General features: G+C 64.8%; 18 protein-coding genes. 14 read left to right on the top strand and 4 right to left on the bottom strand.

All coding sequences use genetic code 11. The annotated features are described in order from the left end of the window. Positions 1-34: 34 nt before the first annotated feature. The gene (locus AABD04_RS16580) at positions 35-3,811 is read left to right on the top strand and encodes a WD40 repeat domain-containing protein (protein WP_341441832.1); all 3,777 of its coding nucleotides are present in this window, start codon (positions 35-37) and stop codon (positions 3,809-3,811) included. Positions 3,812-3,824: 13 nt separating this feature from the next. Here AABD04_RS16580 and AABD04_RS16575 read toward each other — a convergent pair whose 3' ends face one another. The 3 genes from AABD04_RS16575 to AABD04_RS16565 all read right to left on the bottom strand — a co-directional run bounded on the left by AABD04_RS16575 (position 3,825) and on the right by AABD04_RS16565 (position 6,972). Continuing rightward, complete coding sequence (locus AABD04_RS16575) at positions 3,825-4,574, bottom strand: aspartate/glutamate racemase family protein (protein ID WP_341441831.1); 750 nt, start codon at positions 4,572-4,574, stop codon at positions 3,825-3,827. 10 nt (positions 4,575-4,584) lie between these two features. Next, positions 4,585-6,138 carry an NCS1 family nucleobase:cation symporter-1 gene (locus AABD04_RS16570; protein WP_243608266.1) on the bottom strand — a complete coding sequence of 518 codons (1,554 nt, stop codon included), beginning with the start codon at positions 6,136-6,138 and terminating at the stop codon, positions 4,585-4,587. Between the two features lie 108 nt (positions 6,139-6,246). Further along, positions 6,247-6,972 carry a GntR family transcriptional regulator gene (locus AABD04_RS16565; RefSeq protein ID WP_243597264.1) on the bottom strand — a complete coding sequence of 242 codons (726 nt, stop codon included), beginning with the start codon at positions 6,970-6,972 and terminating at the stop codon, positions 6,247-6,249. A 70-nt stretch (positions 6,973-7,042) separates the two neighbouring features. Here AABD04_RS16565 and mftE point away from each other — a divergent pair, with 70 nt between their 5' ends. The 13 genes from mftE (at position 7,043) to AABD04_RS16500 (ending at position 23,201) form a co-directional block, all read left to right on the top strand. After that, positions 7,043-7,729: a mycofactocin biosynthesis peptidyl-dipeptidase MftE gene (mftE, locus tag AABD04_RS16560; RefSeq protein ID WP_341441829.1), complete on the top strand. Its 687-nt coding sequence runs from the start codon at positions 7,043-7,045 to the stop codon at positions 7,727-7,729. Positions 7,730-7,854: 125 nt separating this feature from the next. Further along, positions 7,855-9,252, top strand: a complete 1,398-nt coding sequence (gene mftF / locus AABD04_RS16555; RefSeq protein WP_341441828.1) for a mycofactocin biosynthesis glycosyltransferase MftF — start codon at positions 7,855-7,857, stop codon at positions 9,250-9,252. A 33-nt stretch (positions 9,253-9,285) separates the two neighbouring features. Next, on the top strand, positions 9,286-10,770 hold the full coding sequence (mftG, locus tag AABD04_RS16550) for a mycofactocin dehydrogenase MftG (RefSeq protein ID WP_341441827.1): 1,485 nt from the start codon (positions 9,286-9,288) through the stop codon (positions 10,768-10,770). A gap of 126 nt (positions 10,771-10,896) precedes the next feature. Next, the gene (locus tag AABD04_RS16545; protein ID WP_167326762.1) at positions 10,897-11,034 is read left to right on the top strand and encodes a hypothetical protein; all 138 of its coding nucleotides are present in this window, start codon (positions 10,897-10,899) and stop codon (positions 11,032-11,034) included. Positions 11,035-11,142: 108 nt separating this feature from the next. Then, positions 11,143-12,438, top strand: a complete 1,296-nt coding sequence (locus AABD04_RS16540; RefSeq protein WP_243597268.1) for a sigma-54-dependent transcriptional regulator family protein — start codon at positions 11,143-11,145, stop codon at positions 12,436-12,438. 122 nt (positions 12,439-12,560) lie between these two features. Further along, positions 12,561-14,084, top strand: coding sequence for an aldehyde dehydrogenase (adh, locus tag AABD04_RS16535; protein ID WP_341441826.1), 1,524 nt, complete (start codon positions 12,561-12,563; stop codon positions 14,082-14,084). Further along, on the top strand, positions 14,084-14,623 hold the full coding sequence (locus tag AABD04_RS16530) for a DUF779 domain-containing protein (RefSeq protein ID WP_341441824.1): 540 nt from the start codon (positions 14,084-14,086) through the stop codon (positions 14,621-14,623). The genes adh and AABD04_RS16530 overlap by 1 nt, the downstream gene beginning before the upstream one ends. 118 nt (positions 14,624-14,741) lie before the next feature. After that, on the top strand, positions 14,742-15,725 hold the full coding sequence (locus AABD04_RS16525; protein ID WP_341441823.1) for a cation diffusion facilitator family transporter: 984 nt from the start codon (positions 14,742-14,744) through the stop codon (positions 15,723-15,725). A gap of 135 nt (positions 15,726-15,860) precedes the next feature. After that, complete coding sequence (gene eat, locus AABD04_RS16520; protein ID WP_341441822.1) at positions 15,861-17,315, top strand: ethanolamine permease; 1,455 nt, start codon at positions 15,861-15,863, stop codon at positions 17,313-17,315. After that, entirely contained in the window at positions 17,312-18,724 is a 1,413-nt protein-coding gene (locus tag AABD04_RS16515) for an ethanolamine ammonia-lyase subunit EutB (RefSeq protein WP_341441821.1), read from the top strand. The genes eat and AABD04_RS16515 overlap by 4 nt, the downstream gene beginning before the upstream one ends. Beyond that, positions 18,721-19,551, top strand: coding sequence for an ethanolamine ammonia-lyase subunit EutC (gene eutC, locus AABD04_RS16510; protein WP_423228163.1), 831 nt, complete (start codon positions 18,721-18,723; stop codon positions 19,549-19,551). The genes AABD04_RS16515 and eutC overlap by 4 nt, the downstream gene beginning before the upstream one ends. 55 nt (positions 19,552-19,606) lie before the next feature. Next, positions 19,607-21,223, top strand: coding sequence for an AMP-binding protein (locus AABD04_RS16505; protein ID WP_341441820.1), 1,617 nt, complete (start codon positions 19,607-19,609; stop codon positions 21,221-21,223). A gap of 31 nt (positions 21,224-21,254) precedes the next feature. After that, the gene (locus AABD04_RS16500; protein ID WP_341441819.1) at positions 21,255-23,201 is read left to right on the top strand and encodes an acetoacetate--CoA ligase; all 1,947 of its coding nucleotides are present in this window, start codon (positions 21,255-21,257) and stop codon (positions 23,199-23,201) included. Here the strand turns inward: AABD04_RS16500 and AABD04_RS16495 are convergent. Beyond that, the gene (locus AABD04_RS16495) at positions 23,177-23,611 is read right to left on the bottom strand and encodes an acyl-CoA thioesterase (RefSeq protein ID WP_243594714.1); all 435 of its coding nucleotides are present in this window, start codon (positions 23,609-23,611) and stop codon (positions 23,177-23,179) included. The genes AABD04_RS16500 and AABD04_RS16495 overlap by 25 nt on opposite strands. Positions 23,612-23,644 lie beyond the last annotated feature (33 nt).

The raw sequence follows: 23,644 nt of genomic DNA, 5'->3' as shown, positions 1-23,644 counted from the left end.
TGCACTTGATTTCCCGGCCTTATAGTTTTCGCCCATGACCTCCGATCGCCCGGATCCCTCGTCGATCTCGGACCGCACCGAATTCGCGGCGGGGCTGCGGGCGATCAGGATCCGGTCAGGTGCCACGGTCCGCGATATCGTCGAGCGCTCCGGTGGGCTGCACGGCACGATCAGCGGCTGGTTCTCCGGTCACCACGTCCCCACCAAAGCCAGTGCCGAGATGTTCTCTGCGGTACTCATCGCCTGCGGTGTCGACGACGAGGACGAGCGAGCACTGTGGTGGGACGCGGTGTCGAGGGTGCGGTCCGTCTCGGGCAGGAGCACGGTCGACCCGGTGAAGGGCGACCCTCCGTACAAGGGCCTGGAAGCGTTCGAGTCCGCCGATGCGGAGTGGTTCTTCGGACGCGACGATGTGATCGAGCGTCTGAGCACGCGCGTCCGAGGAGCCCTAGCCGGCGGGGGAGGCATCGTTTTTGTCGTCGGTGCATCGGGCTCGGGCAAGTCGTCGCTGCTTCGCGCCGGCCTGGTGCCGGTGTTCGCTGGTTCTGACATTTTCTCCGGCGTCGGCGACATACGTGTTTACCCCGCGCGAGCAGCGTCGTTCGCACCGGGTTCGGTCGTCGTTCTGGATCAGGCCGAGGAGTTGTGGACGCTGGCGACGATGCAGGAGCGAGAGAGCTTTCTCCGTGCGGCATCGGCGTCGACCGACTCGGGGTCGGTCCTCGTCGTCGGTCTACGGGCCGACTTCTACCAGAACGCCGTAACAGAGGACGCGCTGCTGGCCGGACTGTCCGACAATCCGGTGGTCGTCGGCCGCCTCACCGAATCGCAAGTGCGGGAGGTGATCGTCTCGCCCGCGGCGAAGGCCGGTGTCACCGTCGACGATGCTCTGGTGCAGGTGCTGGTCGGCGAGTTGGGTCCGCGTGGATCGCAGTTCGCCCACGACTCGGGTGCCCTGCCATTGCTCTCGCACGCACTGCTGACCACATGGCAGGTCTCCAGCGGCCGAACGCTGACCGTCGCGGACTATCTCGCAACCGGTGGCATCGGCGGAGCGGTGGGCCAGAGCGCCGAGGAAGTGTTCTCCACCTTGACTTCCGAACAGCAGCGCGAAGCACGCCGCATCTTCATGCGTCTGGTCAATCTCGACGACGACGTGGTCACTCGTCGCCGTGTCGATCGTGTCGAGTTGTTCCACGGCGACGACGATGCCGACGTGGTCACCGACGTCGACGTGGTCGTCGAACGGTTCGCCGCGCGCAGACTGCTGACCGTCGACGAAGAGACAGTCCAGGTCACCCACGAGGCGTTGCTCACGGCATGGCAGCGGCTGGGTGAGTGGCTCGACGACGACCGTCAATGGCTGGTCGAACACCGTCGGCTCACCCAGGCGGCAGATCTGTGGGAGAACAACGACCGCGATGAGGGCTCGCTGCTGCCGGAGTCGAGGCTGTCGTTGATACAGGAATCCGTCGGACCGGTGCGTCGGCGAGATCTCAATGCCATCGAGAAGCTCTACCTCGAAGCAAGTGCGAATCGAGTCGAGGAACAGAACCGAAACGACCGACGCCGACGCCGCACCCTCGAAACGCTCGTCACCGCGCTTGCACTGCTGACCGTACTCGCAGTGACACTGGCGGTGACGGCATTCGTTGCCCGGTCGGACGCGAACACCAGACGGGTCGATGCCGAACATGCGGAGGCGGTGGCCGTGTCACGCCAGATCGCCGGTGTGGCAGGGCAATTGCGAACGCAGGATCCTGGGCTGGCGGCATTCTTCGCGCTGGCGTCGTACGAGACCGAACGAACATCGGAGGCGCGATCGGTGCTGCTCGATTCTTCGGCGATCCATACTCCGGTACGCCTGCGCGGAGTCGAGGGTGAGTCCGTGACCGCGGTGGATCCGCGCGGAAGCGTCGTGGCGACAGCCGGTTCCGACGGGCGCGTACGACTGTGGTCTCTCGCCGACGGCCACGCCCGGCTCGGTGAGATCGTTTCGCGGGATTCACTTGTGCTGTCGTTCGATCCGCGTGGTCGAGTTCTCGCAGTGGGCGGGTACTTCGGCGTCGAGTTGTGGGACGTATCGGATCCGACGAGGCCGACGACGTTGTCGGTCACGGATGTCACCGGTGTCCGGAGCCTGTCGTACTCGCCCGACGGCCGGTTCCTGATCGTCGGCACCCGGGACGAGACGTTGCCCCTTCTCGACGTCACAGAACCCACCACGCCCCGCACGATCGGTGAGTTCTCGCAACCCGGGTCGCCCTCGGCAACGGAGTTCAGCCCGAACGGCAGGTTCCTGGTGACGGCCGGTGCCGGCCGCGCGATGCGGTTGTGGGACGCGACGCGGCTGGCGGTTCTTCCTGCAGCGCAGCCCGTTCCGCTGCTCGATGTCCCCTCCGACGGGTCGACCTACACCTGGCGACAGTTGGCGTTCTCTCCCGACGGAACGACGTTGATCGCGGGAACCACCGGCCGCGAGGTTCTGCGGTGGGCCGTCGACGATGCCGGCCGGCTCACTCCACTGCCTGCGTTGACGGGCTTCACCAGCTACGTCAACGATGTGGCGTTCAGCCGCGACGGGGCTCTGATCGCTGCGGCGAGTTCGGACAACTCGACGAAGGTGTGGAATGCGGCCTCGGGAACGCTGCAGCTGACGCTTCCCGGTCCGATCGCGGTCGGTTCGCTCGCGTTCTCGCCGGATCGCTCGTCCATCGTGACTGCGAGCGGTGATGGAATCACCCGGATCTGGCCGATTCCCGGACCGGTCCTCGCCGATGCCGGTGACACCGTCTTTCAGAACGCCATCGATGCGTCGGGCACCCGCCTGCTGGTAGGTGCCGGTCGCCGCGCCACCGGCACGGTCCTCTGGGACGTCACGGATGTGGAGAATCCGGTGGCGTCGCCGCCGTTGCTGATCGGTGACGGTCTCGAGCAGACAGGTGCGGTGGCACTCACCGCCGACGGCACCCGAGCTGCGGCGGGCACGTCGACCGGTGGATTCCAGCTGTGGGACACAACCGATCTCGACGATCCGGTAGCTCTCGGCACCATTCGAACGGCAACGAGCAGTCTGACTGCGGTGGTGGCGTTCGATAGTTCTGGGACCAAGCTCCTCGTGTCGGGCCAGAACTCGAACGACGTGTCGTTGTGGTCGCTGGCGGATCCTTCGGCCCCGCGGGTTTTGTCGACCTTCGAGGCGGGGAACTATCCCTCGGCAATGGTGCTGTCTCGTGATGGGTCGGTGCTCGCCGTCGCCAGTGTCGGCGGTGTGGTCGAGTTGTGGGATATCGGCGACCCCACCGATCCGCGTCCGATCACCACGCTCGGCGGGTTCGGAAGTGCAGTCCAGGCAGTGGCAATTTCCCCGGATGGGCGAACTCTCGCCGCGGGTAGTGCTGATCGCTCGATTCGATTGTGGGACATGGCAGATCCTGCCGGACCGCAGCATGTGGTTCGACTCGTCGGGCCGTCCAATCCGATCTGGTCGCTCGCCTTCGATCGGTCCGGTACGCGGTTGACCGCAGGCGACGGCGGTTCGACGGTCTGGCTGTGGAATGTCGGTGATCGTGCCGTGCCCGAGCAGTATGCCGCCCTCACCGCGTACGGCCAGCGTGTCTACGCAACGGTGTTCGCCGCAGACGGGCAGGTGCTGTTCGGTGGTGGCACGGCCCGCGATGTCCGCATGTGGCGGACCGAGCCGGAGGACGTCCGCACTCGCTTGTGCGAATCCGGTGGATCCTCGGTAACCGAAGCCGAATGGGCCCAGTACCTACCCGGCGTTCCCTACCGCACGTTGTGCGAGAGCTGATGGGTGGAAACCCTTACCGGATCGGGTCAGCCGGAGGCCTGCTGAATCCCTCCAGCATTCCGGTGTAGAGCTTGGCTGTCGGCGTGGCGAATTCGCCGCGCTTTCCGGTGCTCAGGCCCAAGGCGACGAGGGATTGCACGAACAGGGTTCCCGCGGCCACACCGTCGACCACCGGTACTCCGATCTCGGCCGAAATGTGTTGGCACAGATCGGCCATGCCCGCGCATCCGAGCACGACGGCGTCGCTGCCGTCGGTTTCGACGGCGACGCGGCACGCCTCGGTGACGATCTTGCGGGCATAGGGATCGGTCTCGAGGTCGAGGACCGGCAGTTCGCATGCATGGATGCCGAGGCAGTGACGTCCGAAGCCGTAGTGGTTCGCCAGATCCTGGGCACGCCCGATGGTGCGTCCGAGGGTGGTGACGACGCTGAATCCTCGGCCCAGGAAGCTCGCGGCGTGCATGGCCGCCTCGGCGATGCCGATGACCGGCCCGGCCGCCAGCTCGCGGGCTGCGTCGATGCCGGGATCTCCGAAGCAGGCGATGACGTAACCGTCGGCCCCAGCGGCCTCGCCGCGGGCGATCTCGGCGAGAATGCCGGGGACGCTGAGGGCTTCGTCGACATGGCTCTCGATCGAAACGGGTCCCATCGAGGGGCTGACCGCGTCGACGACCGTGCCCGGGCCTACCACGGCCCGGGCACAGTCACCGATCGTTGCGGTCATCGAACTGGTGGTGTTCGGGTTGATGACCTTGATGAGCACGAAACAGATCCTATGCCTTCACTGGAGCGTCGAAGTTGGTGACGGCCAGCTTGGTTCGCGTCGCGAGGAAGTAGTACGAGGCGAATCCGATGCCACAACCGATGAACCAGCTGTACTTGGAAGCGGTGGACATACCGGCGATCTCCAGCCCGTCGACGGCTCCGTTGAACAGCACGGTGAACATCGCCACCGCCGCGCCCGCGACGGTCGCGTACACCGCCGCCGGGTTGTAGCCCTTCGAATACCAGTACAGGCCTGTCTTGGACATCGAGAAGAGTTCGTCGACCGCCACATGCTGCTTACGGATCAGGTAGTAATCGGCGATCAGGATTCCGAACAGTGGCCCGATGAACGCGCCCAGTGTCTCGAGCGTCAGGTGGATGACCTCGGGATTGTTGTACAGGTTCCACGGGGTGATCAGTACCGAACCCACTGCCGCGATCATGCCACCGGCGCGCCAGCTGATGCGTTGCGGGCTGACGTTGGAGAAGTCGAATGCCGGAGCGATGAAGTTGGCGACAATGTTGATGCCGACCGTCGCGATGGCGAAGGTGAGGGCACCGAGGACGATGGCGAAGGTGCTGTCGATGCGGGCGACCGTCTCGACGGGGTCGGTGATCAGCTCACCGAACACCGGCAGAGTCAGCGATGCGGTGACGACGACGAGGATGGAGAAGACCAGGAAGTTGATGGGCAGACCGAGGAAGTTGCCCTTCTTGACCGCGGCGTAGGACTTTCCGTAGCGAGAGAAGTCACCGAAGTTGAGCATCGGACCGGAGAAGTACGAGACGACGAGCGCAATGGCTCCCAGCATGACGGGAACGGCGCTGAAGCCGGTGTACTCGACGTCACCGAGGGTGAGATCGATTGCGCCCCAGCCGGCTTTCCAGATCAGGTAACCGCACAGCATGAACATGACGACGTAGACGGCAGGGCCGCAGAAGTCGATGAACTTGCGGATGGATTCCATCCCGCGCCAGAACACCGCGGCCTGGACGACCCACAGGAACAGGAAGCTCGCCCAGCCGAGCAACGAGAGCCCGGCGAAACCGTAATCGGCGGTGACGGCGTACGGACCCAGAGACGGGAACAGTTTGATCAACACGATGTCGAGGGCAGCCGACGCCAAGAACGTCTGAATGCCGTACCAGGCAACCGCTATCAAGCCACGGATGATCGCCGGGATGTTGGCACCGAGCACACCGAACACGCTGCGACAGATGACCGGATACGGAACTCCCGACACCTGGCTCGGCTTGGCGACGAGGTTGCAGAAGAAGTAGACGATCGTGATGCCGACCAGCAATGCGATCAGCACCTGCCAACTGGCCAAACCGAGCGCGAACAGACTGCCCGCGGTCACGTAGCCGCCGACCGAGTGCACATCGGACATCCAGAAGGCGAAGAGGTTGTACGAGGTCCAGGTCTGCTTCTTCAGCGGAGCGAGATCCTCGTTGGTCAGTCGCGGGTCGTAGCTGTCCTTGATCAGTCCACCGCCGACGGGGTGGCCCGCGGCTTCCACGAGATCTCCCGTTTGAGCGGGACCGTGCGCTGTATCTGTCATCGATGCTCCTGACGGCAAGGCGTATGAGACGAACGAAGGAGATGAACGAGTGAATGAGGAAAAGCTAGCGGCGAAGTGTTGCGCGCTCGTGACGTGAGCGATATATCTTCAGCGGGGCGTTTCCGAGGGTGGATCGGCAAACAATCCGTGATCGTTGGACAGTGTCGAAATCACCGAATTGAGGCGCGTGTGGTGATGCTGTGCTGCACTGAGCAGTCCCGCGGAATCGCCGGCCAGGAATGCCGTGAGCATGTCGGCGTGGTCGCTGTGCAGAGACGCGCGGTCGGACCCGGCGACGTGCACCATGGGTTGCACGGGTTCGGTGATGTTCCAGGCGGATTCGAGCATGTGCAGCAACCTGTGCATTCGGGACGGGCGCGTCAGCGACAGGTGGAATTCACGTGAGAGGCGGTGATATTCCCGCGAGTCGTCCTGGGCGAGGGAGGCCTCGAGTTGCCTGTTGACCTCGATGAGGTGTTCGCGGTCGGTGTCGGTCGCCAGATCGACCGCGACCGGAAGTGCTGCAGTCTCGAGAACCTCTCGCACGATGTACATTTCGCGAAGTTCGGCGGCGGTCAGCTGAGCGACTGTGTAGCCCAAATTCGGTCGATGATCGACCAATCCCTCACCGATCAGTGTCTTGAGGGATTCTCGCACCGGAATTCGGCTCACTCCGAACAGTTCCGCCACTTCGTTGAGTGGAATCGGGGTATTCGGTGGAGCGTCGCCGGCGAGAATTACCCGCCGCAATTCTCGTAGAATTGCCGGTTGCGGTCCACCGGGAGTCGATATCGACAATTGCGAGAGCAATATGGACCGACGGCGGGGTGGCACGACTCGAACATTAGCGACGGTGTGTTTCAGCGGCGTGACGGTTCCGTTCCATCCGATAGCATCTGCGTCCATGGCCACGGACCCCCTCGGCGCGCAGTACTGGACGGACGTCGACGGTTCGAGGACCCTCGTGGTGCCGGTCGGTTCGATCGAACAACACGGACCGCACCTTCCCCTCGACACCGACACCCGTATCGCCGACGCCGTCGCCCACAGCATCCCGGACGCGGTCGTGGCTCCCGCCATCGCATACGGGGCGAGCGGCGAGCACGAGGGTTTTCCCGGCACCGTCTCGATCGGCGCCGCTGCGCTCGAAACGCTCCTGGTGGAGTACGGACGCTCCGCCTGCCGGTGGGCCCAGCGGGTGGTGTTCGTCAACGGGCACGGTGGGAACGGGCCCACCGTGCGATCCGCAGTGCTGCTGCTCCGGTACGAGGGACGCGATGTCGTGTGGTTCCCATGCGCCGTACCAGGAGCAGATGCTCACGCCGGACGGACCGAAACGTCGTTGCTACTGCACCTTTCGCCCGAGGCGGTGGACATGACGAAGGCACAGGTGGGAAATGTGACCGACATCGCCGCGCTGCTCCCGGCACTTCGCGACGGTGGATTGGCACCGATCACTGCCAACGGTGTGCTCGGCGACCCCACCGGGGCCGATTCGGAGGAGGGTGGACGACTGTTCGAGGCCCTCAGCGCCCGCGCCGCCGAAGCGGTGCACAGATGGAGTCCCTCCGAGCACGGTGTGATCGCATGACCGAATCCGGTGAATCGCCTGCTGGGGGGTCCGTCGTGACGCCGCGAGAAACGGGGACCAGGTATGTTCCTTCCGATTTCTCGGGTGGCCGACACTCCGGCGGCTTGTCCGCTTACGATCTCCTGATGGGTGAAGGTCGGTTGCCTGACGGCTTCGGGGTGCGAGTCGATCCACGCGTACGCACTTTCTCCGAAGGACGCGTCCTGATCGGTGGTTCACCGACACGCATGCTCAAGCTCGCACCGACCGCTGCGGCGATGATCGGCGACGGATTCATCGAAGTGACGGATTCGCAGTCCGCTCTCGTGGCGCGCAAGCTGCTGGACTCCGGGGTCGGGAACCCGCGGCCGATGTCGATCCCGTCGCCGTCGGACGTCACCGTCGTCGTACCGCTCAAGAACAACGAGGCAGGGCTGGAGCGACTGATCGCGGCGCTGCACGGATTGCACGTGATCATCGTCGACGACGGGTCCGACGTCCCGGTCGCCGTGCCGCAGATCTCGTGGAGCGTGGGCAGTGTGACGGTGTTGCGGCACGAGCACTCACGCGGGCCGGCTGCGGCGCGAAACACTGGCTTGCGCTGTGCAACAACAGGTTTCGTGGCATTCTTGGATTCGGACGTCGTCCCGCGTAAGGGGTGGCTCGAGGTGATGCTGGGTCACTTCTCGGATCCGGCGGTTGCTCTGGTGGCACCGCGCATCGTCGCCCTCGAGCCCGAGGGCAGTGCTCTCGCCCGGTACGAACACGCTCGCTCGTCGCTCGACCTGGGCCGCAAGGAAGCGGCGGTCCGGGCCGGTAGCTCGGTCTCGTACGTCCCCAGCGCCGCGATGCTGATCCGCCGGTCCGTGGCGATGGACTGCGACGGATTCGACGAGTCGATGCACGTGGCCGAGGACGTGGACCTGTGCTGGCGATTGCAGGAGGCCGGGTGGCGGCTGCGGTACGAGCCCGTCGCCCACGTCGCGCACGAGCATCGCGTCACCTTCGGCGAGTGGTTCGCGCGCAAGCTGTTCTACGGGACCGGTGCCACACCGTTGTCCGCTCGGCATCCGGGAATGGTGCCGCCGATCGCCATGTCTCCGTGGACGTTGGTCGCCTGCCTGCTTGCCGCCAGTCTGACGCGGCTCGGGCTCGTCGGCGCGGCCGCCACGCTCGGCGTGACGATCGTCCGTCTTCGCAGAATGTTCGTCGGTCTGGATCAGCCCACTCGCATCGCGGCCATTCTGGCGGCAGAGGGTTTCGTGGCTGGTTTGTGGCAACTGGCGTCGGCTCTGTGTCGGCACTATTGGCCGATCACCCTGCTCGCCGTGCTGCTGTCGAGCCGCATACGAAAAATCGCGCTCGGATTGGCTGTGGCAGAGGCATTCTCGGATTGGTACAAGCACCGTGAACTCGGCGGCCTCGATCCCGTTCGGTATGCCTTCTACAAGCGAGCCGACGACGTTGCCTACGGCGCGGGGCTGTGGCGCGGCGCACTGGCAGCTCGCAGCCTGGACGCGCTCAAGCCTCGACTCGACGGCTGACGTGGTGCGATCCCGGTCGGCCTCGTCGACGGTGTGAACCCCACCGAGTTCGCCGACGTCATCGTCGTCGGCGGTGGCTCCTGCGGCTGCGTCGTCGCCGCACGGCTCAGCGAGAATCCCGATCGGTCGGTGCTGTTGCTCGAAGCCGGACCGGCATTCTCCGGCGTCGCCGATATCCCGGCGGCCTTGCTCGACGCGTCGACGCTTCCCATCGGCCCCGGCAGCGAATGGGTGGGAACCTATCCGGCCGAACTCGCGGCGGGTGTCTCACGGACGATTGCGCGAGGTCGGGTCCTGGGAGGCTCCGGAGCAGTGAACGGCGGCTACTTCATCCGCGCCACGCCTGGCGACTTCGACGCCTGGCCGCAGTCGGCGTGGTCTTTCGATCAGGTCCTGCCGTTCTACATCGGCTCCGAAACCGACCTCGACGCCGGAGCGAGGGGGCGGTGGCACGGCACCCGCGGGCCGATGCCGGTCTCGCGCGCTCCGATGCAGGATCGACATCCCCTGACGGCGGCATTCGTGGATTCGGCCACGAACGCGGGCTTTCGATTCCGTGAGGACATGAACTCTCCGGACGCTGCCGCCGGGGGAGTGGGCATCGTTCCGTCGAACGTCGTCGACGGGACACGCGTAAGTGCCGCTCTGGCTTATCTTTTGCCGGTCGCGGGACGAAAGAACCTACGAGTGCAGGGTAATTCGACGGTGGCGTCGTTGATGTTCAAGGGCAACAGGGTGATCGGGGTCGAGATCATCGTCGACGGCGTACGCAGAGTCGTCGAGTCGGACACCGTCGTCGTCTCGGCGGGTGCGGTGCACACCCCCGCTCTGTTGCTTCGATCCGGCATAGGACCGTCCGAAGGATCTGCTGCGCTTGGTATTTCGGTCATCGCCGACAGTCCGGGAGTAGGTCACGGTTTCAGCGATCATCCCGAGGTTGCCGTTCCCTTCGTGACGAAGAACGATCGGTCGACGCCATCGCCTGCGCTGGAGGCGGTTCTGCATGCGGGCGAGGTGGAAATCAGGCCGTACACCAGGAGGTTCGACCAACTGATCTCCGGTCTCTCGCGTGTGCCGCACGTGTTCGGGGTCGGCCTCATGCGCTCGACGGCGCGAGGGAGCATCACGCTGCGCAGCACGGATCCGTTCGAGGCCCCGGACGTGAGATACCGCTATCTCGAATCCGACGGTGACCGGCGGGCGATGCGAGGTGGCGTCGAACTGGCGCGCGAGTTGCTCGCATCGCCGTCCATGGCGGTCGAGGTCGAAGTGCCCGCGATCGACGACCCTCTCGCGGCACTCGGCACGTCGCTGCACATGTCCGGTAGCGCCAAGATGGGGCCCGAGTCCGATCCGGAGTCGGTGCTCGACGACCACTGCCGCGTGCGCGGGGTGGACGGAGTCTTCGTGGTCGATACCTCGGCGTTCCCGGTGGTGCCCAGTCGCGGCCCGCATGCGACGGCCATCATGTTCGCGGAGCGTGCCGTGGCGCTGATGGGAGTGGAGCCTGCGGAATGACCCGGTGGATGGGAGTGGAGCCTGCGGAATGAGGCGGTGTGCAGGAGTTGACCACCGCAGCCGTGTGAAGGCGTAGCGTTCGTGGTCTGGGGACCGTTCAGGTTCCCCAATAGATGGGTTACTGCTATGTCGGACAAATCGCCCCGCAACACGATGACCAAGAAATCCGGCAAATCACTCAAGGACAAGCGCGCCGACAAGCGGGCCAAGTCGAGCGGTGACACCAGCAACGACATCATCACCTCGGCAGTCAAGAAGAAGTAGGCGCTCGCGGACGGCGGGACCGGCCACCGCCGTTCCGTCGGCCCCGGCTGTATCCTTGCTTGTGAGCTGGGTTACAGCGATGTGGACAGGTCACGGAGGAAGCGTCGAATGGCAAGCCGATCGGACAGTGGCGGCAACCCCTGGGTCGCAGTGCGCCCCGGCGAGGACATCGCTGTGCTCGCGCGCCAAATGTCCAGTGCTCATCAGTCTTTCGTCGACGACATTCGTACTCACGGTTCGACGGTTCGCTCGGTTGTGCTCGATTCGTGGATGCGCAGTCGCACCAAGGGCGTCGATCCCGACGGCGGGAACGACACTCCTGCGTTGACCGGGCCGGATCTCGAGCGCTACCGCAACGGGCATCCGATGTCCATCATCCGGCCGGTCATCCGCAAGCTGCTGGTCGAGGACGCGTCGGACACCGGATTGCTCGTCGCCATCTCCGACGCCGAGGGCCGGCTGCTGTGGGTCGAGGGTGATTCCGCGGCGAAGGACCGAGCGCTCACGATGGACTTCGCCGAGGGGGTCGACTGGAGCGAGGAGAGCAAGGGCACCAATGCCCCGGGTACCGCGCTCGCGGTCGACCACAGCGTGCAGATCTTTGCGTCCGAGCACTTCTCGCGTTCGGTGCACGAGTGGAGCTGTTCGGCGGCCCCGGTGCACCACCCCACCAGTGGCCACATTCTGGGAGCCATCGACATCACCGGTGGCCCGCGCGTTGCGGTACCCGAGGTGCTCTCGCTGGTCCGTGCCACCGTCGCCGCGGCCGAATCCGAGTTGCGGTTGCATTTGATGAATTCACCGAAATCGTTGGGCGACACAGCTCCCCGGCTCGAAGTTCTCGGATCGGGTCGGCCCGGATTGGTGCGGAGTTCCGGCCGGATACCGCTCTCTCAACGACACGCGGAGATCCTGCTTCTGCTCGGTGAGCATCCCGAGGGCCTCAGTTCCGACCACCTCGCCGTGCTGCTCGACGAGCACGAGCTCGACTCCGTGACCATCCGCGCCGAGATGTCGAGACTGCGTAAGACATTCGGAACCGCAGGCCTGGCGTCGCGCCCCTACCGTCTGGTCGGAGAGTTGTCCTCCGACGTCGGCGATATTCGCCGCGCCCTCGATCGCGGCGACGTCGACGCCGCCCTTCGGATCTACTCCGGCCCGGTGCTACCCGGATCGTCCGCGCCCGGTATCGAGGAGATCCGCGAGGAACTGCGGTCTCGAATGCAGGCAGCGCTGCTCCGACTCGGGGATCCGGTGCTGCTGGCCCAGTGGACATCGTCCATTCACGGTCGCTCGGATGTGGTCGCGTGGGAGGCCTACCGGTCCACCCTGAGCAGAGATTCCGCGCTCTACGGGCAGGTCAGCGCGCGTATCGATCTGCTCGACCGCGATCTCGGAATCTGACTGCAGGATCCGAGGACCGTCCGGTCGGGCGTAAGCAACCTAGTTGCAACGTTGCACCGCCTAGTGTCCTGAATCACACACCGCATCAACTGTGAAGCACGTGTCGATCAGGAGGATTTTCAATGTCCGTCTACGCCCGTCCAGGTACCGCCGATTCCATCATGTCGTTCCAGTCGCGCTACGACAATTGGATCGGCGGCGAGTGGGTACCGCCGGTCAAGGGTCAGTACTTCGAGAACCCGACTCCCGTCACCGGTGAGAACTTCTGCGAGGTCGCCCGCTCCACGTCCGAGGACATCGAGCTCGCGCTCGACGCCGCACACGCCGCAGCCCCCGCATGGGGCAAGACCTCCGCTGCCGAGCGCGCCGTGATCCTCAACAAGATCGCCGACCGCATTGCCGAGAACCTCGAGTCGATCGCCCTCGCGGAATCCTGGGACAACGGCAAGCCGATTCGCGAAACCCTCAACGCCGACATCCCGCTGGCCATCGATCACTTCCGGTACTTCGCCGGCTGCATCCGCGCGCAGGAGGGCTCGCTGTCCGAAATCGACAGCGACACAGTGGCCTACCACTTCCACGAGCCGCTCGGAGTCGTCGGGCAGATCATTCCGTGGAACTTCCCGATCCTCATGGCCGTCTGGAAGCTGGCCCCCGCTCTCGCAGCCGGCAATGCCGTTGTGCTCAAGCCCGCGGAGCAGACTCCCGCGTCGATCCTGCACCTGATCTCGATCATCGGTGACCTGCTGCCCGCCGGTGTGCTCAACATCGTCAACGGATTCGGCGTCGAGGCAGGCAAGCCGCTGGCATCGAGCCCGCGTATTTCCAAGATCGCGTTCACCGGCGAGACCACCACCGGCCGCCTGATCATGCAGTACGCGTCGCAGAACCTGATTCCGGTGACGCTGGAACTCGGCGGCAAGAGCCCCAACGTCTTCTTCTCCGACGTGCTGCAGGCCAACGACGACTACCAGGACAAGGCCCTCGAAGGCTTCACGATGTTCGCCCTCAACCAGGGTGAAGTCTGCACCTGCCCGTCGCGCTCGCTGATCCAGGCGGACATCTTCGACGAGTTCCTCGCCCTCGCTGCCATCCGCACCAAGGCTGTGCGACAGGGAGATCCGCTCGACACCGATACGATGATCGGTGCGCAGGCATCGAACGATCAGCTCGAGAAGATCCTCTCGTACATCGAGATCGGCAAGGGCGAAGGCGCGCAGGTCGTCACCGGCGGCGAGCGTGCGCAGCTCGGCGGCGACCTCAACGGCGGCTACTACATGCAGCCCACCATCTTCACCGGCAAGAACAACATGCGCATCTTCCAGGAAGAAATCTTCGGGCCGGTCGTCTCGGTCACGTCGTTCACCGACTACGACAACGCCATCGAGATCGCCAACGACACCCTGTACGGTCTCGGCGCAGGCGTCTGGTCTCGCGACGGCGGCATCGCCTACCGCGCCGGCCGCGATATTCAGGCCGGTCGCGTGTGGACCAACACGTACCACCAGTACCCCGCGCACGCCGCGTTCGGTGGCTACAAGCAGTCCGGTATCGGCCGCGAGAACCACAAGATGATGCTCGACCATTACCAGCAGACCAAGAACTTGCTGGTGAGCTACGCCCAGAAGGCACAGGGCTTCTTCTGATGGAGAATGCTCGGCCGCCCGCGCGGCTGAAGACCACCGCCGGGGCGATGGATCTCCTCCGTCGCCTCGGCGGTATCCACGGCGAACTGATGATGCATCAGTCCGGCGGATGCTGTGACGGGTCGTCGCCGATGTGTTATCCAGCAGGGGAATTCATCGTCGGAGACCGTGACGTGCTCCTCGGGTACATCGACCTCCGGCTCGGGGTGGGCGAGGTTCCGCACGACCTCCCCGACGGTATCGATGGTGTGCCGGTGTGGATTTCGGGTTCTCAGTTCCAGGCCTGGAAGCACACACAACTCGTGCTCGACGTGGTACCCGGCCGGGGCGGCGGGTTTTCGCTCGAATCCCCCGAGGGAGTCCGCTTCCTCAGTCGAGGGCGCGCGTACACCCCGGAAGAGAACGAGCTTCTTGCCGCGTATCCACCGCTCGTCGGCGTCGATTGGGAGGAAGGTCGGCGCCCGCCGGTGCCGGACGATCCGCTCGTGGTCGCCGAGGCCGTCGACGCGTGTCCTGTCCCGGGGATGCTCCAGGGCTGAGTGCGGCTAAGCCGCAGTGGCGCGGCTCCGCTTTCCGGGTCGCTCCGTGGGCTCCACTCCCGTGTGCCCCTGGTGGCACACAACCGCACCACTGCGCGGAGCGCATACAGTGCGAAAGATGAAGAGCTCACCGAAGTCCGGCGCGGCCGAGGGCGGCGAAAGCGTGCGCACCGTGGTGATCGCGTTCGTCGCCAATCTCGGTGTCGCGATCGCCAAAACGTTCGCGGCCGTGTTCACCGGGTCGGCATCGATGGTCGCCGAGGCCGCGCACTCCTGGGCCGATACCGGCAACGAGATCTTTCTGCTCGTGGCCAATCGCCGGGGTTCGCGCGGTCCCGACGATCGACGGCCACTCGGGTACGGGCGCGAAACGTACTTCTGGTCGACTCTCGCCGCGATCGGACTGTTCGTGGCGGGTGCGGCCGTGTCGGTGTGGCACGGCATCACCTCATTGCTCGCCGGTGAATCGAGCAGCGAGAACTACCTCGTCGCCTACGTGGTGCTCGCGATCGCGTTTCTGCTCGAGGGAGTGTCGTTTCTGCAATCGGTTCGGCAGATTCGCGGTGAAGCAGCCGAATACCACAGAGACTTTCTCGACTACGCCCTCGAGACCTCGGATCCGACGCTGCGCGCGGTGTTCGCCGAGGACAGCGCGGCACTGATCGGCATCGTGATCGCCGGTGCCGGAATCGGCTTGCATCAGCTGACCGGTAACGCCGCCTTCGACGCCATCGGGTCCATCCTCGTGGGCATACTGCTCGGAATCGTCGCCTTCGTTCTGATCGATCGAAACCGCCGATTCCTCACCGGCGAACCGGGTTCGAGAGCATTATGGAACGCGGTGGTGCAGCGGATCGAAGGGCTCCCCGAGGTAGCGTCGGTCAGATTCGTACGCATCGAGTTCGTCGGTCCCAAACAGATCTACGTGGTGGCGAGTGTCGATCTCGTCGGTGACTTCGCAGAGTCACGCATCGCGCACACGCTCCGGCGGCTGGAGCGTGAGTTGGAAACCAACAGAGCTGTGGTGGACGCAGTACTGACAGTCGCAGAACCGGACGAGGGCGACATCGGTGATGTCAACGCCGTCCTGCACCAGCCGTAATTCGCCCGTCATTCATCGATGACGCCCCGCTTACATCGCGGGCCTATCGTGAATCGATTCGCGCGCCACACGTGTTGTGAATCGTCCCTCGGGCGTGACCGTCGTTCCGAGCGTTCTGGCTACGAGAGGCTTGCAATGTCCGTGGTAGACCCCCAGTCTTCTCATTCGAAATCCGGCTCTTACGAGGGCACTCAGTCGCACTTCGAGGGCGGTGACTACCTGGCCAAGCGAACTCTGAAGAAGGGGACGGCAGGCTGGGTCCTGCTGGCGGGCCTCGGAGTCAGCTACGTCATCTCCGGCGACTACTCCGGCTGGAATTTCGGTCTCGCCGAGGGTGGCTTCGGTGGTCTGCTCATCGCGGCGATCATCATCGCGGGCATGTACCTTGCCATGGTTCTCGGTATGGCCGAGATGTCGTCTGCGCTGCCCGCCGCGGGCGGTGGCTACACCTTCGCCCGCCGCGCTCTCGGACCGTGGGGCGGATTCGCCACCGGCACAGCGATTCTCATCGAGTATGCCATCGCTCCCGCGGCGATCGCGACGTTCATCGGTGCCTACGTCGAATCGCTCGGACTGTTCGGCATCACCGACGGGTGGTGGGTCTACCTGGTGGTCTATGCGGTGTTCATCGGAATTCATCTCTCCGGCGCAGGCGAAGCCCTCAAGATCATGTTCGTCATCACCGCGATCGCCTTGGTCGGACTCGTCGTGTTCGCCATCGCCGCCATCGGACAATTCGACGCGAGCAACCTGACCGACATCGCGCCCACCGACGCAGCCGGAGCTTCGGGATTCCTGCCGTTCGGCTACCTCGGCATCTGGGCTGCTGTCCCGTTCGCCATCTGGTTCTTCCTCGCAATCGAAGGTGTTCCGCTGGCCGCAGAAGAGGCCAAGGATCCGACCAAGAACGTGCCGCGCGGCATCATCGCCGCCATGGGCGTACTGCTCGTCACCGGTGCCGTCGTGCTAATCCTGGTGACCGGCGCAGGCGGTGCCGACGCCGTCAAGGAATCGGGAAATCCGTTGGTGGAAGCCCTCGGTGACGGAACCGCCAGCAAGATCGTCAACTACATCGGCCTGGCCGGACTGGTCGCGTCCTTCTTCTCGATCATGTACGCGTACTCGCGCCAGCTCTTCGCGCTCTCGCGTGCCGGATACCTGCCGAAGACCCTGTCCATCACCAACTCGCGCAAGGCCCCGACGCTCGCACTGATCGTCCCGGGCGTCATCGGCTTCCTGCTCTCACTGACCGGGCAGGGCGCAATGTTGCTCAACATGGCCGTGTTCGGTGCGGCGCTGAGCTACGTTCTGATGATGGTCAGCCACATCGTGCTCCGTCGCAAGGAGCCGAACATGGAACGCCCGTACCGAACCCCCGGCGGCGTCGTGACCACCGGATTCGCGTTGATCGTCGCAGCGCTCGCTGTTGTCGCCACGTTCGTCGTCGACTCCACCGCGGCACTGTGGTGCCTGGGCGTGTTCGTCGCGTTCATGGCCTACTTCGGCATCTACAGCAGGCATCATCTCGTCGCGAACTCGCCGGACGAGGAGTTCGCTGCGCTGGCCAAGGCCGAGGCCGAGCTGGAATGACGATCTACACCCAGCAGGTCTCGGGCACCACCTACACCTTCGATGGGCTGGTGGACCTGATGGCCAAGGCGACCCCGCTTCGATCGGGCGACGAATTGGCCGGCTGCGCAGCCGAATCTGACGCCGAGCGTGCGGCAGCCCAGTGGGCATTGTCGGAGGTCTCGCTCGACGTCTTCCTGCACGATCTGCTCGTTCCGTACGAGAGCGACGAAGTCACGCGGCTCATCATCGATTCACACGACCGCATCGCCTTCGGAGCGGTGTCGCACCTGACCGTCGGCGGCCTGCGGGACTGGCTCCTCCAGGTCACGGCGAGGCCGGACGCGGCGGCGACGTTGCGGTCGGTGGCCGCCGGTCTGACTCCGGAGATGGTGGCAGCGGTCAGCAAGATCATGCGAAACCAGGATCTGATCGCAGTGTCGCGAGCCGTGCAGGTGACGTCGGCCTTCCGAACGACGATAGGACTTCCCGGAACCCTCACCACTCGGCTCCAGCCCAATCATCCGACGGACGACCCACGCGGAATCGCCGCGGCCACGCTCGACGGGTTGCTCCTCGGATCGGGCGACGCGGTGATCGGGATCAACCCCGCGACCGACTCACCGCAGGCGACGGCCGACCTGCTGCATCTGCTCGACGACATTCGGCAGCGCTTCGAGATTCCCACCCAATCGTGCGTACTCTCGCACGTGACGACGACCATGGAACTGATCGACAAGGGCGTTCCGGTGGATCTGGTGTTCCAATCCATCGCGGGCACCGAAGGGGCCAATTCGAGCTTCGGAGTGAACATTCCGCTGCTTCGGGAAGCCAACGAGGCCGGCCGATCACTGCACCGCGGAACCGTCGGGAACAACGTCATGTATCTCGAAACAGGGCAGGGTTCGGCGTTGTCGGCGGGCGCGCACATCGGTACCGGCGATCGGCCCGTCGATCAGCAGACCCTCGAAACACGTGCGTACGCGGTGGCCCGCGATCTCGAGCCGCTGCTGATCAACACCGTCGTCGGATTCATCGGGCCCGAGTACCTGTACGACGGCAAGCAAATCATCAGGGCCGGCCTGGAAGATCACTTCTGCGGCAAGCTGCTGGGCCTGCCGATGGGCGTGGACGTCTGCTACACCAACCATGCCGAGGCCGACCAGGACGACATGGACACCCTGCTGACCCTCCTCGGCACCGCCGGGGTCGCGTTCGTCATCGCGGTGCCGGGTGCCGACGACGTCATGCTCGGATATCAGTCGTTGAGCTTTCACGACGTGCTCTACGTCCGGCAGGTTCTCGGTCTACGACCCGCACCGGAATTCGAGTCGTGGCTCTCCCGACTGGGAATGGTGGACACCGACGGTCGACTTCTCGAGGTCGATGCCGCGGGATCACCGTTGCGTGCGTTGATGAGTGCGCGATGACCGGTGAATCGGAAGCGGCAGGAGTGGAGCCTGCGGAACGACCAGATTTGGGAGTGGAGCCTGCGGAACGACCGGAAACAGAGTTCTGGGGCGAGCTGAGAGCGATGACCCAGTCTCGGATCGGGTTGGGACGCATCGGTGATTCTCTGCCGACCACCCGCGTGCTCGAGTTTCGCTCGGCGCACGCTGCAGCGCGCGATGCGGTGCACATGCCGCTCGAGGTCGAGGAGTTCGTGGCTCGGGTGGAGCAGGTGGGGCTCGGATCTCCGTCGGTGGTGACGTCGCTGGCGACGAGTCGTGCGGAGTATCTCCGACGGCCGGATCTGGGCCGGCAGCCGAAGGACCTGTCGGCGGTGTCGCATTCGGAGGACGAGATCGGCATCGTCCTGAGTGACGGGTTGTCTCCGCGTGCGCTGTCCGATCACGGTGTGGCCATGCTGGAGGCGTTGAAAACGGAACTCTCCGATGGCTATTCGATCGCGGCTCCGGTGATCGCGACCGAGGCGCGAGTGGCGCTGGGTGATCACATCGCCGCAGCGATGGGTGTGCGGACGGTGTTGGTTCTGATCGGGGAGCGTCCGGGACTGTCGGTCGCGGACAGTCTCGGTATCTATCTGACGCATCTGCCGAAGCCCGGGTGCACCGACGCCGATCGCAATTGCATCTCGAACATCCACCCGCCGGAGGGGCAGGGGTACGAGCAGTCGGCGCGGATCGTGGCCGGTCTTCTGGCCGGAGCCCGGAAGCTCGGTCGGTCCGGAGTGGCGCTCAAGGATACGTCGCGAGCCGACGCGCTCGAGTCGGCGGACGTCCTCACCCTGGAGTGACCTCCCCCCAATTCGGGGGTGGCTGTACGTGATCGGCGTCACTACCGTGGGGTTCATGGACAGTTATTCTTCCGGTGCGTCGGACACCGCAGTTCTGGACGATACGATCGGCGCGAATCTGGATCGCAGTGCGGCGCAGTACTCCGATCACGATGCGTTGATCGATGTGGGCTCGGGGCGACGGTGGACCTACTCCGAGTTCGTCGCCGATGTCGATCTGCTGGCCGCAGGCTTGCTCGTGGCCGGTGTCGAGGTGGGGGACCGCGTCGGAATGTGGGCTCCGAACTGCCCGGAATGGGTTCTGGCGCAGTATGCGACGGCGAAGATCGGTGCCGTGTTGGTCAACATCAACCCCGCCTATCGCTCCCACGAGCTGAAGTTCGTGCTCGAGCAGGCCGGTGTGTCGGTGTTGTTGTCGGCCACGGAGTTCAAGGGATCGAACTACGCGGCGATGATCGACGACGTGCGCCCCGAGGTGCCGTCGCTGCGTGAGGTCCTGTTCATCGGCAGCATGCAGTGGGAGGCGATGACCGATCGAGGTCACAGAGCGTTGGCGAAGACTCCACGCATGATCGCCGACGTGTCCGAGCGGCTCCGTGCCGATGATCCGATCAACATCCAGTACACCTCGGGGACAACGGGTTTCCCCAAGGGCGCGACGCTCAGTCACCGCAACATCCTCAACAACGGCTTCTTCGTCGGGGAGCTCTGCCACTACACCGCCGAGGACCGGGTGTGCATTCCGGTGCCGTTCTACCACTGCTTCGGCATGGTGATGGGCAATCTGGCGTGCACATCACACGGAGCGGCGATGGTGATTCCCGGTCCCTCGTTCGATCCGGTGGCGACGTTGACGGCCGTCGCTGCGGAGAAGTGCACCTCGCTCTACGGAGTCCCGACGATGTTCATCGCGGAACTGGCACTGGAGAACTTCGACGACTTCGACCTCGGCAGTCTGCGTACCGGCATCATGGCCGGATCGCCGTGTCCCACCGAGGTGATGAAGCAGGTCATCGAGCAGATGGGTATGGCCGAGGTGTCGATCTGCTACGGCATGACCGAGACGTCGCCGGTGTCGCTGCAGACTCGGAGCGAGGACTCCATCGAGCAGCGGGTGTCGACCGTCGGACGCGTCGGTCCTCATCTCGAGGTCAAGATCGTCGACCCGATAGAGGGCAGCACACTGCCTCGCGGTGAGGCCGGCGAGCTGTGTACCCGCGGCTACTCGGTGATGCTCGGCTACTGGGAGCAGCCGGAGAAGACTGCCGAGGCCGTCGACGACGAGGGGTGGATGCACACCGGCGACATCGGGGTCATGGACTCCGGCGGCTACGTGGCGATCACCGGGCGGATCAAGGACATGGTGATTCGCGGCGGCGAGAACATCTATCCCCGCGAGGTAGAGGAGTTTCTGTACACCCATCCCGATGTCCTCGACGCGCAGGTGATCGGAGTGCCCGACCCGAAGTACGGCGAGGAGCTGATGGTGTGGATCAGGATGAAGGACGATGCCGCACCGCTCGATTCGGCTGCGGTGCGCGAGTTCTGTGACGGACGGTTGGCGCACTACAAGATCCCGCGATACGTGCACGTGGTCGACGAGTTCCCGATGACGGTCACCGGCAAGGTGCGCAAGGTGGAAATGCGCGAGAGGTCGCTCGGATTGATCTGACGACGATCGCTCGGCTGACATACTCGCGTGTATGGACAGTGCGCTGTGGACGCCGACGGATGCCGATCTCGCGGAGGCTCGGGTGACCGAGTTCGCGCGGTTCGTGGAGCAACGTCACGAGGTGGAGCTGCCGGACTACGAGGCGCTGTGGCGGTGGTCGACGATCGAACTCGAATCGTTCTGGCGGGCCGTGTGGGATTTCTTCGAGGTCCGTTCCTCCAGCACGCCTACGACGGTGCTCGTAGAGCGCAGTATGCCGGGAGCGCACTGGTTTCCGGGTACGCAGTTGAACTACGTGGACCAGGTGATCAGGCACATGCGACCCGGCCGCGCCGCGATCGTTCACGCCCGCGAGGACGGTTCGACGCGGACCGTGACGTGGGAGGAAATGATCGATCAGGCGGGGGCGCTGGCGGGCTCGCTGGCCGACGCGGGAGTCGGCCGCGGCGATCGCGTCGTCGGATACCTGCCCAACGTTCCCGAGGCGGTGATCGCGTTCCTGGCGACCGCGAGTCTGGGTGCGGTGTGGTCCGCGTGTGGGCAGGACTACTCGGCCTCGGCGGCACTCGACCGTCTGGGCCAACTCGAACCCACGGCCTTGATCACGGCAGACGGGTACGTCTACGGAGGGAAGTTCCGAGACAAGGCCGCCGATGTCGACGCTCTCACGGCCGGGCTGCCGACGCTGAGACTGGTGGTGACGGTCGGGGAGGCGTCGGGAAATGCAGTGAGTTGGGCTGACGCAACAGCGCAGAGCCGTCAATTGTCGCCGGCAGCAGTGCCTTTCGACCACCCGCTGTGGGTCGTGTTCTCCTCGGGTACCACGGGTCTACCGAAGGGGATCGTGCACGGTCACGGCGGTGTGGTGCTCGAGCATCTCAAATCCGTCGTTCTGCACTCCGATCTGGGGCCCGAGGACGTGTTCTTCTGGTACACCAGCCCCAGCTGGATGATGTGGAACTTCCAGGTCGCCGGTCTACTGGCCGGATCCACGATCGTCTGCGCCGACGGAAATCCGGCATTTCCGGCCCCGGATGCATTGTGGGACATCGCCGGTCGGCTCGGTGTGACCTACCTCGGCACCAGTCCCGGGTACGTGCTCGCGTGCATGAAGGCCGACACTCATCCCGGCTCCGATCACGATCTCGCGGCGCTGCGGGCCGTCGGCATCACCGGATCCGCGATGCCCGCAACGTCGTCGATCTGGTTGTCGGAGAACATCGGAGCCCACGTGCCGGTCTTCTCCATCTCCGGCGGCACCGACGTCGTATCGGCATTCGCCGGGGGAGCGCGGACGGCGCCGGTCTGGGCCGGAGAGCTGTCGGTGCCGTTCCTCGGCGTGGCGCTCGACGCCTTCGACGAAGCCGGCAACTCGGTGCGGGGGACGGTCGGTGAACTGGTCGTCACCGAGCCGATGCCGTCCATGCCGCTGTACTTCTGGAACGACGCGGACGGATCTCGTTACCGGGACGCGTACTTCGACACCTATCCCGGAATCTGGCGGCACGGCGACTGGATCACCGTGACGGATCGGCGCAGTGTCGTCGTCCACGGGCGGTCGGATTCGACGCTCAACCGCAACGGAATTCGCATGGGCAGCGCCGACATCTACCAGGCCGTGGAATCGCTGGACGAGGTCACCGAGGCGCTCGTGCTCGGCATCGAGCTACCCGACGGCGGATACTGGATGCCCCTGTTCGTGGTGGTCCCGGGCGGTGCGACCGACGAGTTGCGTGAACGCATCGAATCCGTAATCAGAACGCAGGCGTCGCCGCGACACGTTCCCGACGACGTCATCGCCACGCCCGCGATACCCCACACCCGAACCGGGAAGAAGCTCGAGGTACCGCTCAAACGTCTCTTCCAAGGTGCCACTGCTGCAGGCACTCTCGATGCGAGTGCCGTCGACGACGCGGCTGCGTTGGCGTGGTTCGTCGACCGGGCGACCGAGTTTCAGCGAGTCCAGCGCGCGAGATAGGCCTTCTCCTCCGGCGCGATGCGGCGTAGGGTCTCGGCACCGATGTCGACCATCGCCATCCGGGTCGTCGCCACCACGGCGGGCGGCGAATCGGGTGCCGCGCCCGCGGCGCGCACCTCGTACCCGATGGTGAAATCGACAGCGCGCACCTTCTCGAACCACAGTGTGACGTCGAGTGGACCGTCCGAGTGTCGGAGCGGTTTCTTGTACGCGATGGTCACGTTGGCGATCAACGCACTCTTGATCAGAGACTCGTTGGCCTCGCCCTCGCTGAGCAGCCATTCGATGCGTGCTTCCTCGAGTAAGGTGACCATCCGTGCATGATTGATGTGCGCGAAGGCGTCCATGTCGGACCAGCGCACCGTGACGGTCGCGTGATATCCGACGGGACCGGTCGGCTCTGTCTGCATCGCACCAGGCTCTGTTTTCATTGCTAGAGGATG

The organism is Rhodococcoides navarretei (genome assembly GCF_038069675.1).
In the GTDB taxonomy this organism is placed as follows: Bacteria; Actinomycetota; Actinomycetes; order Mycobacteriales; family Mycobacteriaceae; genus Rhodococcoides; species Rhodococcoides navarretei.
This window is presented reverse-complemented; position numbering and strand designations above follow the sequence as displayed.